The sequence below is a fragment of the Periweissella beninensis genome, from assembly GCF_016908275.1.
In the GTDB taxonomy this organism is placed as follows: domain Bacteria; phylum Bacillota; class Bacilli; order Lactobacillales; family Lactobacillaceae; genus Periweissella; species Periweissella beninensis.
Map to the genome: position 1 here is coordinate 1 of NZ_JAFBDN010000011.1, position 18,738 is coordinate 18,738.

The window sequence follows — 18,738 nt, forward strand, 5'->3', positions numbered from 1 at the left end:
TTATCCGTAACTAACATCGGGGAGATGTTAGTTACATAATTTACTAGCGAAATTGACATTCGCAAATTTGTATATCTTAGGTACAAATCCTAAGATCCTTACACATTTGATTGTCAAAACTTTATTCAGTTTTCAAAGATCTACTTGGTTGTTATTAAACAACTATTTAATATTAACAATAAAATCTCGTAATGTCAATAGTTTTATAATAACTAATTTTTTTGTTTGTTCCAGAAAACTTTTCTCTTCTTCAACAACAAATAATATATTACTATTTTTTTTTTAAACGGTCAATAGTTTTTTTAATTTAATTTTATTAATACGCAATATTTCTTTATTTACTAGTCGATAAATTTTTTCTCACGGTTTATAACAATATCAAAAAGTCCCGATAAATGCGATTCAATCGCATTTATCGGGACTTTTACTAATTAACTAACTTATTTATTTGTTATATCCAATGACAGCTTAGATTATGGTCGCATTGTTGGAAATAGTAAAACATCTCGAATTGATTCTGCATCAGTTAATAGCATAACTAGTCGGTCGATACCGATTCCCAGTCCACCTGTTGGTGGCATACCATATTCAAGTGCTTCCACGAAATCTTCATCAATTCCTTCAGCTTCATCATTACCAGCTTCTCTTTCGGCTGCTTGTGCTTCAAATCGTTCACGTTGATCGATTGGATCATTCAACTCAGTAAAGGCATTAGCATATTCGCCACCTAAAATAAACAATTCGAAACGGTCAGTAAACCGTGCATCTTGCGCATTTTTCTTAGCTAATGGTGAAACCTCTAATGGATGACCATATACAAAGGTTGGTTGCTGTAATTTATCTTCAACAAATGTTTCAAAGAATTCATTAATAATATGGCCAACTGTCCAATAACTTTCGTATTTAACATGGTTTTCATCGGCTAATTTTTGCGCATCTTCAATTGACATTGGTTGCCAAAAATCAATCCCGGTATGTTCTTTAATTAAATCAACCATATGCTTACGCGCAAATGGTTTTGACAAATCAATTTCCGTACCTTGATAATTCACGATTCCATTATTAGTCACTACTTTAGCGGCCGCTTTAAAAATAGCTTCAGTTTCATCCATAACATCATCAAAATCCCAAAAGGCAGCGTATGATTCAAGCACAGTAAATTCTGGATTATGTTTTGGATCCATTCCTTCATTTCTAAAGACACGTCCTATTTCATATACACGGTCCATCCCACCAACAATCAACCGCTTTAAATGAAGCTCTAAAGCAATTCGTAGATACATATCAATATTTAACGCATTGTGATGGGTAATAAATGGCCGTGCGGCTGCCCCACCAGCTGCATTCTGTAACATAGGTGTTTCAACCTCAACAAAATTTTGACCATCTAGATAATGACGAATGGCTGAAATAATTTGTGAGCGCTTTTGAAATTTATCAAATGAATCCTGATTGGCAATTAAGTCTAAGTAACGTTGTCGATACTTTGTTTCAACATCTGTCAAACCATGAAATTTATCTGGTAATGGTCGTAATGCTTTTGATAAATGCGTTAAATGTGTGGGTTTAATTGTTAACTCACCCATATCAGTTTTAATTACTTCACCTTCAACCCCAAGCCAATCACCTAAATCAGCTTTTTTAAAAATGAAATAATTTTCTTCACCTACAACATCCTTACGGACATAAATTTGCATTTTACCAGAACGGTCTTTTAAGTCAGCAAAACCAACTTTACCTTTACCCCGTTTAGACATCATTCTTCCAGCTAAAGTAACTGTAATGTTTTTATCATTTAACTCATCTTTTGCTAACGTACCGTATTTGGCATGTAAATCGGCAGCTAATGCTGAAATTTCGAATTTTTGGCCAAAGGGATCAATGCCATTTTCACGAAGTTCATCCATTTTTTCGCGACGCGCGATCATTTGATCATTCATTGTAAGTTCTTGTTGTCCCACGATTATTCCTCTTTTCTGAATTAGTCCAAATATAATATTGACAACTTAATGCCAAAATTGCAATACCAATAAACAAATTAATTTAGTTTATTATTTTATTTATTTTGCTTTACAATAATTTCCGTCAAATCTTGTTCTGAAAATTGATAATGCGTTTGACAGAACTGACAAATTACTTCAGCACCATGATCTTCATCACGTAGTTGCATTAAATCTGTTTTGGGTAAACTTGCCATGCGCTCTGCAAAACGATCCTTAGAACAATCACATTCAAAATTAACTGGTATTTTATCAATAATGTTTACTTGAGTCTTTGAAAATAATAGTCTTAAAATATCTTCGGGTGTTTGACCATCACGCATTAACTTCGAAATTAATGGTAATTCTTTAAGTCGTTGTTCTAACTCATTAATTGCCGCATCTTCTGCTCCTGGTAATAATTGAATTAAAAAACCACCAGCAACAGCAACATTACCATCAGCATTAATAAACACAGATACCCCAACCGCCGAAGGAATTTGTTCAGATTTAGCCAAATAATATGTAAAATCTTCTCCTAATTCACCAGATACAATTGGTGTTTGACCAGTAAATGGTGTTCCAAACCCTTGATCCTTGGTTACCGTTATAAAGCCATTTTTACCAACAGTTTTTGCAACATCAATATGTCCATCATCTTTTAACGGTAAATTAACATGCGGATATTGAACATATCCCTTCACAATCCCCTTTGGTGTAGCATCAATCACAATGGCTCCAATTGGTCCTTGACCATCTATTTTTACTGTTAGTTTATCATCACCTTTTAACACTGATGATGCTAATAATAATGAACCAGTCAAACTACGTCCAAATGCAGCTGATGCTGATGGCCAAGTGTCATGAACCTGTTGAGCATGGGCTACTAATTGTGTTGATTGGATTGCATAAGCTCTAAAATTACCATCTTCAGTAATACTTTTTATTAAGTAATCCGCTTCCATCTTTTCCCCTTTCCGTATATTATCTTCTATTTTACTAATAAAAGGGCGCTGTGACAAAATTAGTGTTTTGTCGCAACTCCCTTAAATTTTACTATCTAAATATTAACAAGTCTATAACTCATCATTTGGTTCATCAGTTTCTGGCTGCTTATATTGAGCTTCTTGATGCGCATCTTTTTCGGCAAGCTTTGCTTTCGATTCTTCAAAAGAATCTGCTTTTGCTTCATCAACTTGCTTAGCACTTAAGAAATCTGCTGGCATTTTACCAGTTTCATATAAACTCTTAATTTGATGTGCATCCAAAGTTTCATATTGTAGTAACGCTTCAGCAATTGCCTTATGCTGATCACGATGCTTTTCAATAATCGCTGTTGCTTCTTTATAACCATCCGTGGTAATTCTGCGAATTTCTTCATCAATAATTTGAGAAGTTGCTTGAGAAAACGGTGCATTTCCACCAAATTGTTCCCCAGCAAACATTGCACCCCCACCTTCAAGTTGCACCATACCAAGCTTATCAGACATTCCATATTGCGTCACCATTGCGCGAGCAATACCTGTTGCTTGTTGGAAATCATTAGATGCTCCTGAAGATTGTTGCTTAAAAATAATTTCTTCAGCAGCCCGGCCACCCATCAAGCCAGCAATTTGATCCATGGCATCTTCTTTACTCAACAACATTTGATCTTCTCGTGGTAACACAATTGCATATCCACCGGCACGACCACGTGGAACAATGGTTACTTTATGCACAACACGTGCTCGACTTAACACCATTCCCACAAGAGCGTGTCCAGCTTCATGATAAGCAACTGTTTCACGTTCATGTTTTGAAATAACGCGATCTTTTTTAGCAGGCCCCGCAATAACACGATCTTCCGCTTCATCAACATCTGATGCATCAATGGTTTTCTTATTACGACGGGCGGCCAATAAGGCTGCTTCATTTAGTAAGTTTTCTAAATCAGCTCCTACAAATCCTGGGGTTTGTTGCGCAATCACTTTTAAATCAACATCGCTATCAAGGGGTTTGTTTTTAGCATGTACTCTTAGGATTGCTTCCCGGCCCTTAACATCTGGCGCACCAACTAAAATTTTCCGATCAAACCGACCTGGTCGTAATAAAGCTGGATCCAAAACATCAGAACGATTTGTCGCTGCCATAACAATAACAGCATCTGTTTTAGTAAACCCATCCATTTCAATCAACATTTGGTTCAATGTTTGTTCCCGTTCATCATTACCGCCGCCCATGCCTGAACCACGTTTTCGTCCAATTGCATCAATTTCATCAATAAAAATAATTGAAGGCGCTGTTCGTTTCGCATTATCAAAGAGGTCACGTACTCGTGAAGCTCCAACCCCAACAAACATTTCTACAAAGTCTGATCCTGAGATTGAATAAAATGGCACACCTGCTTCACCAGCCACAGCTTTAGCAAGTAACGTTTTCCCAGTTCCGGGAGGTCCTTCTAATAGGACACCGGCTGGGATTCTGGCTCCTAATCCCGCAAACTTTTTGGGATCCTTTAAAAAATCAACAATTTCAACTAATTCTTGTTTCTCTTCCTCAGCACCTGCTACATCAGAAAAACGAATCTTATTAGAATTAGGATCAGCTGGTTTGGCCTTTGATTTACCGAAGTTCATAACACCACCTCGGCCACCGCCACCACCTTGACCAGCTTGACTCATCATTAAGTAAAATAGACCAACTAAAATCAACATTGGAATCAAAGTAACAAAAATATTGCTTAAAATCCCTGATGGTTCTGATTTAACATGTTCAGTTGCTTGACCACTTTTGGCAGCTTTATGAATTTCAGCAACTACTGGATCATTCATCAAAACAGTTGAAGTAAATGACTTAACTGAAGTTTTACTAGTCCCACCTAAAATTGATGGACTAGAACTCTTAACTTCCTGGGCTTTCTTATACTCACCAGTAATTTTATAAACTCCATTACCGGGTTGAATGGAATATTCCTTAACTTTACCGCTCTTTAATTGAGAAGTAAACTTAGTCGCATTAATTGCCTGTGTACCACTTTGTCCATTACCAGTAAAGAACGCAATTGCTCCAATTACGACAATAAACATAAAAATGTACAAGACAGCATTGCGGAATAAACCATTATTCCGACGATTATTCATACACGCCTCCTCAATAGTGAATTTTAAATTTGAGCTTATTACTTAATAGTAGTAATATACCACATTTGACTATTCTTGACTATTTAATGTTGCACTATCTTCTTCACTATATATTTTTGGCTTTAAAATCCCAACATATGGTAAGTTACGATATAGCTCTTTGTAATCTAAGCCATAGCCCACAACAAACGCCTTAGGTACATCAAAGCCAACATAGTCAACAGCTACATCTACAACGCGACCTTCTTTTTTATCAAGTAAACTAGCCACCTTTACTGAAGCAGCACCACGTTTGTGTAGAAGTTCAATCATATATTTTAAGGTTCGTCCAGTATCAACAATATCCTCTAAAATAATAATATCACGCCCTGCCACATCAGTTGTCAAATCAGTTCTAAGTGTAATTTCACCAGCAGATTCAACCCCACCGTGGTAACTTGATACATCAATAAAATCAAGTTCAACATAAGAATCCATTTCACGCATAACATCAACGCTCCATAAGATTGCTCCTTTTAATACTGATAATAAAATGGGGGTTTTGTCAGCATAATCCTCGGCTAATTGATTACCAATTCGCTTAGCTGCATTTTGGATATCCTCAACACTATATAAAACCCGTTCAATATCTTTATTCATCGTCATCTGACAAAGTCTCCTATTTGTTGTTTGCTGGAATATAAATTAACTCATAGTTAGTTACTGTAGTATCAAGCCAAGCTTGCTTGTGATTTAAAATCCATAATATTTGATTCATTTGAGTTGTAATTAACATCACTTGCCCTCTAGCGACTATGGGAACCTTATCATCAATCAAAATTTTTTTGACCTTTTGATGACCATGTTTAAGGGCAATTCGGTCACCAACTTGACGCGGCCGAATCATTAATGGTAAGTCACTTTCTTGCAAATATACTGGCATCCGCTCAGCATCTAAACTAATTTCATTTATTAATAAGCTTTTTGATTTAACAATAAATTTACCACCATCTGGCAATAAATACCACTCATTCAATGTTAACATAAAATCATCTTTTTGTTTGTCATTTATTTGGGTTGGTCTTAAATATTTATAAAATAATTTTTCATATTGCTTTTCAATTCTAATTTCAGCGGTTAACTGAATGTACCCCTGGGGTTTTTGTACGTTAAAATATAAATTTTTAATTTGGGTCAACTGAGTACGTTTAATTGATAATTGCGCATTATTATCTTTAAGCCACGCTTTCAAAATAATTTCAAACCAGTTTTGATCAACGTCACTCCAATCATTGGTAATTATAATTGTGGCTAATTTTTTTTTCGTATAACTGGTGACTAACTCATCTTGGAGCGTTAATTGATCAACAAATTCTGTAATATGCTTAATTGTTTGGGGATTTTCTGCAATTAATTGTGGCAATAGTTGGTGCCTTATTCGATTACGCGTATACATCAAGTCTTGATTACTTTCATCTTCGTACCAATCAATTGCATGCGCGTTGGCAAAATCGATTAAGTCCTGTTTAGGAATATTTAATAGTGGTCGTATCAAATCAGTATCTTCGGTGAAAACTCTTTGCCAAGCAATTGCAGTTAATTGTGCCAAATCACCACCACGGATTAACTTCATCAAAAAAGTCTCTGCTTGGTCATTGGCATGATGCGCTGTTAAAATTTTCGTAGCTTGATATTTTTCAGCCACTTTTCTTAAAAACGTATATCTAAAAACTCTGGCAGCAGCTTCTACGCCGGTCTTTGGCTGTGTCTTCCATGCCTCTACCTCACACTTAAAATTATACTTTTGTGCGACTCGTTTAACGAATTCAGCCTCCTTTGTACTAGTTGGGCGCAAGCCATGATCAATATGGGCAACAATAATTTCATTTTCAGTAAAATGATGAGCTAGTAAATATAATAATACCTGTGAATCAACCCCCGCTGACACAGCGATTAATAATTTATCTTGCTTTTTAAATAGTTGTTGCATTCTGATATTTTTGACTAGCTGTTGTTCAATATTCATTGTCTACTCCTTAAATTAAAAAACCGTATTCTGCCTTAATTGTCAAAATACGGTTGCTTTTTAAAAGATAATATCCTTAATTTTCAGAACTTGAATCACTATTAGGTAGATTATAAACAACTTCACCCTTTTTAGTATACATATATTTATCACGAATTAGTTGTTGCAAATAATCATCGTCATGGAGCAATTTTACTTGTTTTTTTAAACGTTTATTATTTTTATCAACTTTAGTAACAGATGTTTGAACCGTAGCAATCTGTTCTTTGATAAAGTGTAACCTAACTAATTTATAACTAATTATTATGACACATACTAATAAAATGATTCCTGTTACTCTTCTAATTGTTTGACGACGTCTACTGTGCGCAGCATGATAGTACTCTTCTCGCTGTGTTCGTAAATGTTCGCTGGAACGAACCTTATCTGCTAATTGATTATTCAGTTTCATTCCGCCGCCCCCTAAAGTCATTAATTCACTGTTATTTTATCATGAATTAACAGTAAAATCTTGTTCGTAATCTTCTTTTAATATTTCATACATTTTTTCAGCATCTTCTTTTTTAGTTGTTTCAAGCAAGGCTAAGACCCTGACAGTCAGTGTCTTATTACCGAATTTAATTTCTAATTCATCACCAGTGTGTAAAACAGTAGATGATTTAGCAACCTTTTGATTAACTGCAATCCGACCTTGATCAGAGATTTCTTTAGCAACACTTCTTCGCTTGATAATTCTAGCAACCTTTAAAAATTTATCTAATCGCATGATTAAACTCCTATCGTAACTTTAATATTTTCTTACCCAAAGGCAACATTTCAATTTCTTCAACTGTTAATAATTTCGTTTTAAAAAGTAAATAGCCACTAATACTAGCACCTATTGAAGTAGCAATTATAATTGTTACCAGCGTCAATGATCGACTTGTACTGTAAATTTGTTCTAAAAATGTAGTAATGAATCTTACAACTACCAACATTAAGAGACTTTGTCCCACTAATTTTAGCATAAATGATTTTAACAATGGCCCGTTAAGTAACAATTGTTGATAAACGTGGAACCAAATGTAACTTAGCATCCCTACGAGCGCGCAAACCGTCGTAATACTTGCCCCCATGATGCCTAGCTTTTCAACCAATATGGTATTAAGTGCGCCCTTAATACCAATGGCTATTATTAGCCCTGGCTCAAGTGATTGCGTTTGTTCAATACTTTGTAAAATACTAGTTAAAATTAAAAGTAGTGACATACTAATAATAGTCAGCATATATACAGCTAGCGTCCAACTATTAGTGCGCGTACCAAATAATAATTGATTAATTTGTGGCATCAAGCTGATTAACCCCATCGTAATCATAATTGCTAACCAGGCAGTTACTTTCAGTAATTGCATAATTGTCATTCTCAAAACCTTTTGCGCTTTGTTTAAAAATAGACGCCGTAAACTTGGTAAGCTAGAAGTTGCAAACCCAGTTGCTAAAACTAACCCAAATTGGACCAATGGTTGGGCCCGATCATAAATACCCTTAACAGCTTTCGCTTGTTCACTAGGTATTCCGCTACTAATTAAGGCCGAACGTACGGTAAATGAATCAATTAACTGTAAAATTAATAACAGACCTACTAAACTACTAACTAAAATTCCTTCTGTTAATAATCTTTGTTTTATTTGTTGTCGTTGCTTTTTAGTACTTGATATTGTCTTACTTAAAAAAAGTGGTACGTTTTTAATAAAAAATAAGCTTGCCACGCCACCAGCAATCGGTGCCGACAACATCGCTAACATCCCCATGAAGTATACATTCCACTTTAACTTCATTGCTAAATATGCCACGCCAATAATTATCAAGACACGTACAATTTGTTCAATAACTTGTGAAAATGCAGTTGGTCGCATGTTGTGTTGCCCTTGTGCAAGCCCGCGTCCTGTGGCTAATATTGGTAAAAATAAAAACATCCAACTCACCGCCATAATAACGTGTGCTAGATTCACATCCCCCATTAGCTTGGCAATTAATGAACTCCCTAGCATTAACCCTGCCCACAAACCAACACCTAACACCATTAAATACTTAAAGATAATTTTACTAGTTACTAGTTGTTCAGTTAACGTGGCTTTTTCACTAATTAGTTTTGAAATAAAAACTGGTAACCCATTTAAGGCTAACGTCATGCCTAATCCATAGATTGGATAGACTTGTTGATAGACATAAAATCCTGTATTACCAACAAAATTTTCTAACGGGATTCGATAGATGGCACTTAAGATTTTAGCAACGACACCGGCTGTCGATAATATTAACGCCCCTTTTATTATTTGCCTATTACTCATGAACTTCATTTGCTCCTTTTATAATAAGCGCCACTACGTTCAAATAAAGTTTCAATTCATCAAGCCAATCTTGTTGGTGCATAGTTGGTTGAATGATAAATTTGATTTTAAAAATACTGTCAGTTGCTTCACTAATTACTGATCTAAATTTAGTCTTATCCAAACTAGCAATTAATTCTTTAGATAAAGTTTTAAATACGTTTTTCAAATTGAAACTAACAAAAATAAAATGATCTGTTTTTTCAATTTTATTTACTAATGCTAGATCAGCCAATTGCTTAATTTCATTTACTTGAATCAGATTTTCAACTTCAACGGGATAATCACCAAAACGATCAATTAAGTCTGCCACAACTTCTTCATTAGCATCAACTTGTTGAGCTTGTCTAATTTTTTGATACATTTCGATCTTTTGTAACGGATTGGTGATATAACTATCCGGAATATAGGCTTCTATTCCTAAATTAATTTCGGCATCAGTGCGTTCAAGTACTACTTTACCTTGCTTTTTATCAACTGCTTCTTTTAGCATTTGGACGTATAAATCGTAACCAACTGAGTCAATAAATCCATGCTGCTGTTTACCTAATAAATTCCCTGCACCACGAATACTTAAATCGCGCATTGCAATTTTAAATCCGGAACCTAATTCTGTAAAGTCACGAATCGCCGCTAAGCGTTTCTCACTTTCTTCATTCAATACTTGATTTTCGGGATATGTGAAATATGCATAGGCAATTCGGGCTGAACGGCCAACACGACCTCTCAATTGATATAACTGAGCTAGTCCCATATGATCTGCACGTTCAATAATTAACGTATTAGCATTTGGAATGTCCACCCCTGTTTCAATAATCGTTGTTGCAACTAACACATCATATTCCTTATTAATAAAATTATACAAAACATTTTCTAATTGAATCTCTGTCATTTGCCCATGGGCATAAGCAACGCGGGCGTTGGGCACTAACATTTTTAAATAATCGGCAACTTTTTCAATATCCTCAACACGATTATGAAGATAAAAAACCTGCCCTTGTCGACTAATTTCTTTTTCAATTGCACTAGCAATCACATCGCCATTTTGTTCGATTACATACGTTTGAATAGGATAGCGATTAGCTGGCGGTGTTTCAATAACTGATAAATCCCGTACCCCTAGCATTGACATGTGTAATGTTCTTGGGATAGGGGTTGCAGTTAACGTCAAAACGTCCACATTATTTTTTAATGCCTTTAATCGTTCTTTGTGTTTAACACCAAAACGTTGTTCTTCATCGACAATTAATAATCCTAAATCAGCAAATTGTACATCTTTTGATAATACCCGGTGCGTCCCAACAACCATATCTATTTGATGCTGTGCCACTTGTTCTAACACCAATTTTACTTGTTGCTTCGTTTGAAAACGTGATAATAAGGCTATGCGCACGCCAAATGCACCAAATCGTTCTTGCATTGACTCAAAATGTTGTTGTGCCAAAATAGTTGTTGGCACCAAAATTGCTACCTGTTTATTATCTAAAAAAGCTTGGTATGCCGCCCGAAATGCTACTTCTGTTTTTCCAAAACCAACATCACCAACAAGTAATCGATCCATTGGCTTAGCCTTTTGCATATCCGCTAAGACTTCATCTGTCGAACGTAGTTGATCGGGGGTCTCAGTGTAAATAAAGGCATCAGTAAATTTTGCCATTGCGGCTGGATTAGCAGTAAATGCAAACCCCTTTGCTGCATCTCGTTTAGCATATAGGTCAATTAATTCATCTGCAATATCTTCAATTTGGGTCGCAACCTTACGCTTCGTTTTTGCCCATTCACTTCCACCCAAACGATTAATTTTAGGCTGTTTGTCTTCCGCACCAACATATTTTTGAATTAAATTAAGCTGCGTTACTGGGATAAAAATTTTGGCATCTTTTTGATATCCAATTTTAATGTAATCTTGTTTTAATCCTTTGACTGTAAGCGTATGAATTCCTTCATAAACACCAATTCCGTGATTAATGTGGACTAAATAATCACCAACCTTTAACTCAGCATAGCTTTTTATTCGTTCAGTATTACTAATTTTTGGACGTGCTTGCTTTGGTCGTTGGACCTTAACTTGATTAAATAATTCATTTTCCGTAATAACCGCAACTTTTTGATCAAGTAATTCAAAGCCTTGATTTATTGGCAGTTCAACAACTTGGACCACATTTTGCAAAATATTATTAGTAGCTACTAAATTTGTCTTAATTTCAAAGTCTTGCAAAATTTGCTGAATCGCAAGTTGCCGTTCTTGTGATATAGCAACTAAAATAATTGTATATTTTTGCCGTAACCACCGTTCAATTTCATCTTTTAGCAGTGGCAATTGACTAAAAAATTCTTGCATAATCCGATTTTTAACATTTATCAAATTTGTTAACTTAAAATTACCAATGCCCTTTTGCAAATGTGTTACCAATAATTGCGGTTGTTTTTTGGTTCGCACCAAATCATGTAAGCCATCACCTAAATTAATATCGGCTAGTACCGCTTGCTGTGCTAGTTGTTCGGTTAACCAACTAGCATTTTGCATATCAATTTGCTTTTCTGTTTCTAGTAAATGAGCCAGATCATCAAAAATAATTAAACCGGTTAATGATAAATAGTCAATAATACTATGAACTTTTGTAAAGTTTTCTAAGTATAGATTAATCTCTTTATTTTCTGGTGTTAGTTGGTCAAATAATCTGGCAAAATGATCAGTTAAATGCTTTTTATGTGCTCCCACTAACTTTTGCCGTTGTGCTTGCATCCGTTCCATTAAGTGAAGTTGCCCATCGGCCAATTCCTTTGCTGTTAGCACTTGTTCGGTGGCTGGTAAAACGTTAATTTGTTCTAGATTTTCAATTGAACGTTGTGAATTAATATCAAAACTCCGAATTGAATCTAGTTGGGTATCAAAAAAATCTAATCTAATTGGATTTTCCATATTTAAGGGATAAATATCAACAATCGATCCACGAATAGCCATATCGCCAGGTTTTTCAACTTGCGCCTGCATGCGATAGCCAAGTGTTTGTAATTTTTCCTGCACTTCACCTAATTCATATTCATCTTCAAAATTGAATGCGATATGTGCAGTAGAAAACTTACTTGGAGCAATTAACTTTTTTCTAGCACCTGCAATGGTCGTGACTACAATCACCGGTTCTTGACCTATTAATGCCTTTAAAGTAGCTAATCTTGTTGCTTGTGCTTGTGGTGAAGCTACTGATTGTTCAATTGCGATGCTGTCATCCACCGGAAAGTCATACACAAATTCAGAGCCTAAATAACCACGTAATGCTATCAACATTTGTTGTGCGTGATAATTATTATCAGTTATAATAATTTGACTTGCTTGCCGTGCTTTAAAGATTTCAGCCATCCATAAAACTTTTGTCATATCTGTTAAACCAGTTACCATTTGACGACTATCACTGGTCATCTTTTCTAAGACATCCATAAATGCTGGTGTTTTCGTAATTAAAGTCTCAAATTCCATTGTATCTCCTCGTGACTTTATGCGACTAATACTTACTAATTAAATTTATTCATTGTCTTTTGGAAGTCAGCAGTAGTAAGCCAATATTCAATCATTTGCATTGCTAAAATGATGCCATCTTCTAAACTCGCTTGTTGCTCTTTACTAAATTTACCTAAAACATAATTGACAACTGCCTCTTGATTATGTTGGGGATGATCGATTCCAAATTTTAAGCGCTTAAATTCACTTGAACCCGTATGTGCAATAATACTTTTCAACCCATTATGACCACCGGCTGAGCCCTTTTGTCGTAATCGTAATTGTCCCATGGGGCGATCCATATCATCATGAATAATTAGTACATCGGCCAAATCAATATTGTAGTAATCCATTAAAGCCTTAACTGCAATCCCTGAATCATTCATATATGTTGTTGGCTCAACCAATAACACTTTTTCAGCGTTAATTGTCGTTTGTGCAATCATAGCAGCTTGTTTTGTTTGTTTTAAACTCACCTTTTTTTCTGCCAAAATTTTATCAACGACCATAAAGCCAATATTATGTCGCGTTTGTGCATATTTTTGACCAATATTTCCAAGGCCCACTATCATTTTCATCTTCTAATTAATTCCTTCCTTCCATTCCTATTAGCAGCGTCTGTATTTCTAAATCAATAAGTTTATGTCAACTAGCAAAAAAGCAAGTTAATTAAAAAATTAGCTTGATCTTTTACAATATCGAGTATGTTTACGCTGTAAAAACTACATTTTGTATAGTTTTGTTGGCTCCCGTACTTACTTTTATCTGTAATCGTAGATAACTAACAAATAAGTATAGCATGAAATTAAACTTTTAGCGCTGAATGACTATTCTTTTTTAAAGAATTATGATAATATTAAATATTATCTCAGCGAATTTTAACTTGGAGGCCCGCCGTGGATTTATCGCTTATCAAATCAAAAGATGTTTTAACTGTTGTCCATGAGGATACAACTATAGCGGAAGCCTTAGAAATATTTGAAACTTCAAATTTTCGAGCAATTCCAATCTTAGATAGTAATGGTGAAATTTTTCGTGGCAATATCTATAAAATGCACGTTTATCGGCATATGGCTCAAGCTGGTGATATGCAAGCACCGGTTACTAGTATTATGCGTAATTCGACTAAATTTATTAATTTAGATTCGGAGTTTTATGAACTTTTTTTTGCAATTCGTGATTTACCTTATATTGCAGTGCTTGATCATCAAAACCGCTTTTATGGTATTTTAACCCATGCTCGGTTAATGCGTACCCTTTCGTATAGTTGGAACTTTGAAAAGGGATCATATGTCTTAACTGTCCGTACCCCTGGTCAACGTGGTGATTTGCATACCACTTCTAAAACTATTTCAAAATATACTGATATCGTTGCTGTTATGACATTTAATATTTCAAATGATAATAATACTGTTGATATTTTATACACATTACCAAAAAGTGTCGATAATACGTTATTACAAAAAATTATTAAAGCCCTACAGCGCAAAGGTTATCCAGTAATTGAAATTGAAGACCTACATAATTAAATTTAGGGTTCTGTTGCAAAATTTAAAAAAAGAGTATAAAAGGCCTAATGTACTATTTTGACTATGCTGGTATACTCATTAAAACTTTAATTTCCGTACAGACTGAAAAGCCGAAGAGATTTCCTTCTTTTCGGCTTTTCTTATATATTCCTCGAATTGTTTCCATGCCCTTAATCGTGGTAGAGACAGTACGGAGACTTCGATAAAATTTGCTGCGACGTTTAATTGGATGATGATCTTGTTCAATTAGATTATTGAGATATTTAAGTGTTCGATGCTCTGTTTTCAAATAAAATCCGTTTTTCTGTAACTTTTTAAATGCACTACCTATAGACGGGGCTTTATCTGTAACGAGAACCTTTGGTTCACCGAATTGTTTCTTTAATCGTTTTAAAAACGCATAAGCTGCTTGTGTATCTCGTTTTTTACGTAACCAAATATCTAAAGTTAGCCCATCTGCATCAATTGCTCGATATAAATAGTGCCACTTTCCTTTGATTTTGATATAAGTTTCGTCCATTTTCCACGAATAAAAGAGCTGTCTGTTTTTCTTTTTCCAAATTTGATACAGGACTTTTCCGTATTCCTGGACCCAACGGTAAATGGTTGTATGACAGACATTAATACCACAGTCACAAAGAATTTCTTGAACTTCTCGATAACTTAATTATATCGAAGATAGTAACCTACAGCGACAATAATTACATCTTTTTGAAATTGTTTACCTTTAAAGTAATCCATCTTTTTTTCTCCAAGCTATCTTTTATTTCTAGTTTATCCTAAAATGAGGTTATTAGAAAACTTTGCAACAGAACCGTTGTTTTTTTCTGAATTGGGCAAAATAAATAGTGGTATTTTCACCTTCTCTGCAGAATTTCTAAGTGCTTGTTTTTCAGCGACGAAACTTTAGGCCAAGCAAGCACAGGATAATATATTAAAAAGGACCGAATTTATCAAAATTCAGTCCATCTTAACGAAAATTGTTAATTAATTTTTGCTTTCGCGTCTTTTTCAGTATCTTCTAAGAAACTTTGTAGCCCTGCTTGATCAATCCGGCCATCTAGCAACATTGCCACACCGGCCATAAAATTCATACCAGTTTGAACTCCATCATAAAATGCATCTGCCACTCTATCATCACTTTGACCTTTAAAAGCCTTAGTATAAGCTACTTGATAATCACCTAGTCGACCAATTAAATACGATACATCTTTACTCCGACCAAGCTCTTTCGCTAAATTATTAACTTGTGCTACTAATTCCTCATCAGCCTTTTCAACTGGCATCCCGTTGGCAAAAGCTAAAAAAGCTTCACTAATTGCATGTGCTTCTTCCTGTGTAAGCTTACTAAAATTTCTAATATGTTGTTTCATTTCGATTTTCCTATATGATTATATATTTTGTAATTCTTTTGTTCTCTCAATTACCGGTTTAAGATATTGACCAGTATAAGAATCCTTATTCATTATAACATCTTCCGGGGTCCCAATAGCAACAACCATCCCCCCACCAGCGCCACCTTCAGGGCCCATATCAATTATATGATCTGCGGCTTTAATTACATCCAAATTATGTTCAATCACTAACACCGTATTGCCAGCATCCACCAAGCGATTTAAAACCGCCAATAAGCGCACAATATCATCAGCATGTAACCCAGTTGTTGGTTCATCAAGAATATAAAAACTTTGGCCATTACTTTTTTTATGTAACTCAGCAGCTAGTTTCATACGTTGCGCTTCACCACCTGATAAGGTAGTCGCACTTTGGCCCAAGGCAACATAACCTAAGCCTACATCTAAAATGGTTTGTAGTTTCCGTTTAATTTTAGGAATAGCTTTAAAGAAATCAATAGCCTCAGCAACCTTCATATTTAAAACATCAGCGATATTCTTATCATGATACTTAACCTCTAATGTTTCCGAATTATATCGATCCCCATGACATACTTCACATGGTACATAAACATCTGGTAAAAAATTCATTTCAATTTTAATAATTCCATCGCCCCGGCAAGCCTCACAACGTCCACCTTTAACATTAAAAGAAAAACGACCTTTTTTGTAACCACGCATTTTTGCTTCATTGGTTTGTGCAAATAAATCACGGATATCATCAAAAACACCCGTATATGTAGCAGGATTAGAACGTGGTGTTCTACCAATCGCTGATTGATCAATGTCAATAATCTTTTCAATATTTTCAACACCAGTAATACTGGTATAGCGCCCTGGTTTTTCTGAATTATGATTAATTTTTTGTTTTAAAATACGTTTCAAGACGGCATTCACTAACGTTGACTTCCCCGAACCGGATACGCCTGTAACAGCAATAAACTTTTGTAAGGGAAATACAACATCAATATTTTTTAAATTATTTTCACTTGCACCAGTAACCTTGATACTTAACCCATTCCCACTTCTACGTACAGCGGGCATCGAAATATACTTTTTACCTGCTAAATATTGGCCAGTAAGTGATTTACGTGTTTTTTCAACTTGTTTAGGTGTTCCAGCAGCCATCACTTGGCCACCGTTTTCACCAGCCCCTGGACCAATGTCAATTAAATAATCAGCTGCTCGCATTGTATCTTCATCATGTTCAACGACAATTAATGTATTACCTAAATCACGCATTTTTTTCAATGATGCAATTAAACGATCATTATCCCGTTGATGCAATCCAATTGAGGGTTCATCTAAAATGTATAAAACGCCTGATAAATTTGACCCAATTTGTGTTGCTAATCTAATTCGTTGTGTTTCACCACCTGATAATGTCCGCGCTGAACGGGCTAATGTCAAATAATCAAGACCAACATTACTTAAAAAGGTCAAACGATCTACTATTTCTTTAATAATTGGTTGTGCAATTTGTTGATCTTGTTCACCGAGACTTAGTCCTTTAAAAAAATTTAACTCATCAACCACTGACAATTCAGAAATTGCTGCAATATGTTGATCATTAACCTTAACCGATAGCGCCGCATCATTTAAGCGATAACCATGACACCCGGTACAGGTTAATTCTGTCATGTACTGTCGCATTTGATCACGGGTAAAATCAGAAGTAGTCTCTTGATACCGTCGTGCAATATTTGGAATAATACCTTCAAATACGGTGTCAACATCCCTTACTCCACCAAAATCATTTTCATAATGAAAGTGAAATTGCTTATTTTTACTCCCATATAGAATTAACTCTTTTTGTTGCTTAGTTAAGTCTTTAAATGGTTTATTCATTGGGATTTTAAATTGATCGGAAAATTGTGCAAGCATATTAGGATAATATTGCGAACTAATCGGACTCCAAGCGGCTAATGCACCTTGTGCTAAGGTCAATTCATCATTTGGAATCACTAAATCAATATCAACTTCTAATTTGACCCCAAGTCCCTCACAAACTGGGCATGCACCTAAAGGCGCATTGAATGAAAATAGCCGTGGCTCTAAACGACCAACGGTAAAATCCTTAAGCGCCCCTGTATAATGATCTGAATAAACAATTTGTTCATCATTCATCAAATCAATGGCCACAAGTCCATCTGCTAATCGTAATGCTGTTTCTAAAGAATCAAATAATCGTGAACGAATCCCCTCTTTAATTACAATTCGATCCACAACCACAGCTAAATCATGCGGTTTACCATCATCAAAATCAAATTGTTCCGCAATATCATGTGGTTGGTTATCAATTTGTAAGCGCACAAAACCCGCTTTCCGAACCTTGTCCAAAACTTTTTCAAATGTTCCTATTTTCTGCTTAAAAATTGGTGCTAAAATTTGCAATCGCGTTTTAGCCCCAAATTTAGTTAAAATGTCATCGACAATTTGTTCAACTGACGGTAATGTTATAATCCCCGTGGCATTTTGAGGTTTTCCAATTCTCGCCCAAAGTAAACGATAATAATCATTAATTTCAGTCACTGTCCCCACGGTTGAACGTGGGTTTTTCGACGTTGTTTTCTGGTCAATTGAAATAGCTGGGCTCAACCCATCAATTGAATCAACATCTGGTTTATCCATTTGGCCTAAAAACTGACGTGCATACGCCGATAGACTTTCTACATAACGTCGTTGTCCCTCTGCATATAATGTATCAAAAGCTAATGATGATTTCCCGGAACCTGATAAACCAGTTATCACCACCAACTTATCTCGCGGAATTGTGACATCAATATTTTTTAAATTGTGAGCGCGAGCACCATGAATAATAATTTTGTTATTTGCCATATTTCA

The 18,738-nt window shown here is 35.3% G+C and carries 14 protein-coding genes; 1 reads left to right on the forward strand and 13 read right to left on the reverse strand.

Going from position 1 to position 18,738, the window contains the following annotated elements; all coding sequences use genetic code 11:
• Positions 1 to 473: 473 nt before the first annotated feature.
• From lysS to pth, 10 genes are all read right to left on the reverse strand, one after another.
• Complete coding sequence (lysS, locus tag JOC59_RS05450; RefSeq protein WP_239517032.1) at positions 474 to 1,940, reverse strand: lysine--tRNA ligase; 1,467 nt, start codon at positions 1,938 to 1,940, stop codon at positions 474 to 476.
• Positions 1,941 to 2,056: 116 nt separating this feature from the next.
• Positions 2,057 to 2,944 carry an Hsp33 family molecular chaperone HslO gene (gene hslO / locus JOC59_RS05455; RefSeq protein ID WP_205143791.1) on the reverse strand — a complete coding sequence of 296 codons (888 nt, stop codon included), beginning with the start codon at positions 2,942 to 2,944 and terminating at the stop codon, positions 2,057 to 2,059.
• A 111-nt stretch (positions 2,945 to 3,055) separates the two neighbouring features.
• Complete coding sequence (ftsH, locus tag JOC59_RS05460) at positions 3,056 to 5,098, reverse strand: ATP-dependent zinc metalloprotease FtsH (protein ID WP_205143792.1); 2,043 nt, start codon at positions 5,096 to 5,098, stop codon at positions 3,056 to 3,058.
• A 69-nt stretch (positions 5,099 to 5,167) separates the two neighbouring features.
• Positions 5,168 to 5,737, reverse strand: a complete 570-nt coding sequence (hpt, locus tag JOC59_RS05465; protein WP_205143828.1) for a hypoxanthine phosphoribosyltransferase — start codon at positions 5,735 to 5,737, stop codon at positions 5,168 to 5,170.
• Positions 5,738 to 5,756: 19 nt separating this feature from the next.
• A complete protein-coding gene (gene tilS / locus JOC59_RS05470; protein ID WP_205143793.1) occupies positions 5,757 to 7,103 on the reverse strand; it encodes a tRNA lysidine(34) synthetase TilS in 1,347 nt (448 codons plus the stop codon).
• A 76-nt stretch (positions 7,104 to 7,179) separates the two neighbouring features.
• A complete protein-coding gene (locus tag JOC59_RS05475) occupies positions 7,180 to 7,554 on the reverse strand; it encodes an FtsB family cell division protein (RefSeq protein ID WP_205143794.1) in 375 nt (124 codons plus the stop codon).
• Between the two features lie 39 nt (positions 7,555 to 7,593).
• Entirely contained in the window at positions 7,594 to 7,869 is a 276-nt protein-coding gene (locus JOC59_RS05480; RefSeq protein WP_205143795.1) for an RNA-binding S4 domain-containing protein, read from the reverse strand.
• Positions 7,870 to 7,879: 10 nt separating this feature from the next.
• Positions 7,880 to 9,433, reverse strand: coding sequence for a putative polysaccharide biosynthesis protein (locus JOC59_RS05485; RefSeq protein ID WP_205143796.1), 1,554 nt, complete (start codon positions 9,431 to 9,433; stop codon positions 7,880 to 7,882).
• Positions 9,426 to 12,950, reverse strand: coding sequence for a transcription-repair coupling factor (gene mfd / locus JOC59_RS05490; protein WP_205143797.1), 3,525 nt, complete (start codon positions 12,948 to 12,950; stop codon positions 9,426 to 9,428). Before mfd ends, JOC59_RS05485 begins: the two co-directional genes overlap by 8 nt.
• A gap of 35 nt (positions 12,951 to 12,985) precedes the next feature.
• Positions 12,986 to 13,549 (reverse strand): aminoacyl-tRNA hydrolase, encoded by a 564-nt coding sequence (pth, locus tag JOC59_RS05495; RefSeq protein WP_205143798.1) that lies wholly within the window; start codon positions 13,547 to 13,549, stop codon positions 12,986 to 12,988.
• 318 nt (positions 13,550 to 13,867) lie between these two features.
• On the opposite strand from pth, the gene cbpA reads away from it, so the two are divergent.
• Positions 13,868 to 14,500, forward strand: a complete 633-nt coding sequence (gene cbpA / locus JOC59_RS05500; RefSeq protein WP_205143799.1) for a cyclic di-AMP binding protein CbpA — start codon at positions 13,868 to 13,870, stop codon at positions 14,498 to 14,500.
• Between the two features lie 61 nt (positions 14,501 to 14,561).
• Here cbpA and JOC59_RS05505 read toward each other — a convergent pair.
• The 3 genes from JOC59_RS05505 to uvrA form a co-directional block, all read right to left on the reverse strand.
• A protein-coding gene (locus tag JOC59_RS05505; protein WP_205143800.1) for an IS6 family transposase occupies positions 14,562 to 15,241 on the reverse strand; the annotation gives its coding sequence in 2 pieces (ribosomal slippage) (positions 14,562 to 15,166 and positions 15,166 to 15,241; 681 coding nt in all).
• Positions 15,242 to 15,483: 242 nt separating this feature from the next.
• Complete coding sequence (locus tag JOC59_RS05510) at positions 15,484 to 15,873, reverse strand: hypothetical protein (protein ID WP_205143801.1); 390 nt, start codon at positions 15,871 to 15,873, stop codon at positions 15,484 to 15,486.
• Positions 15,874 to 15,891: 18 nt separating this feature from the next.
• Positions 15,892 to 18,732, reverse strand: a complete 2,841-nt coding sequence (uvrA, locus tag JOC59_RS05515; protein WP_205143802.1) for an excinuclease ABC subunit UvrA — start codon at positions 18,730 to 18,732, stop codon at positions 15,892 to 15,894.
• Positions 18,733 to 18,738: the final 6 nt, after the last annotated feature.

Excerpts from the sequence above, each read along its gene's own strand:
- lysS (WP_239517032.1), bottom strand. The coding sequence starts at position 1,940 with ATGAATGATCAAATGATCGCGCGTCGCGAAAAAATGGATGAACTTCGT.
- hslO (WP_205143791.1), bottom strand. The coding sequence starts at position 2,944 with ATGGAAGCGGATTACTTAATAAAAAGTATTACTGAAGATGGTAATTTT.
- ftsH (WP_205143792.1), bottom strand. The coding sequence starts at position 5,098 with ATGAATAATCGTCGGAATAATGGTTTATTCCGCAATGCTGTCTTGTAC.
- hpt (WP_205143828.1), bottom strand. The coding sequence starts at position 5,737 with ATGAATAAAGATATTGAACGGGTTTTATATAGTGTTGAGGATATCCAA.
- tilS (WP_205143793.1), bottom strand. The coding sequence starts at position 7,103 with ATGAATATTGAACAACAGCTAGTCAAAAATATCAGAATGCAACAACTA.
- JOC59_RS05475 (WP_205143794.1), bottom strand. The coding sequence starts at position 7,554 with ATGAAACTGAATAATCAATTAGCAGATAAGGTTCGTTCCAGCGAACAT.
- JOC59_RS05480 (WP_205143795.1), bottom strand. The coding sequence starts at position 7,869 with ATGCGATTAGATAAATTTTTAAAGGTTGCTAGAATTATCAAGCGAAGA.
- JOC59_RS05485 (WP_205143796.1), bottom strand. The coding sequence starts at position 9,433 with ATGAGTAATAGGCAAATAATAAAAGGGGCGTTAATATTATCGACAGCC.
- mfd (WP_205143797.1), bottom strand. The coding sequence starts at position 12,950 with ATGGAATTTGAGACTTTAATTACGAAAACACCAGCATTTATGGATGTC.
- pth (WP_205143798.1), bottom strand. The coding sequence starts at position 13,549 with ATGAAAATGATAGTGGGCCTTGGAAATATTGGTCAAAAATATGCACAA.
- JOC59_RS05510 (WP_205143801.1), bottom strand. The coding sequence starts at position 15,873 with ATGAAACAACATATTAGAAATTTTAGTAAGCTTACACAGGAAGAAGCA.
- uvrA (WP_205143802.1), bottom strand. The coding sequence starts at position 18,732 with ATGGCAAATAACAAAATTATTATTCATGGTGCTCGCGCTCACAATTTA.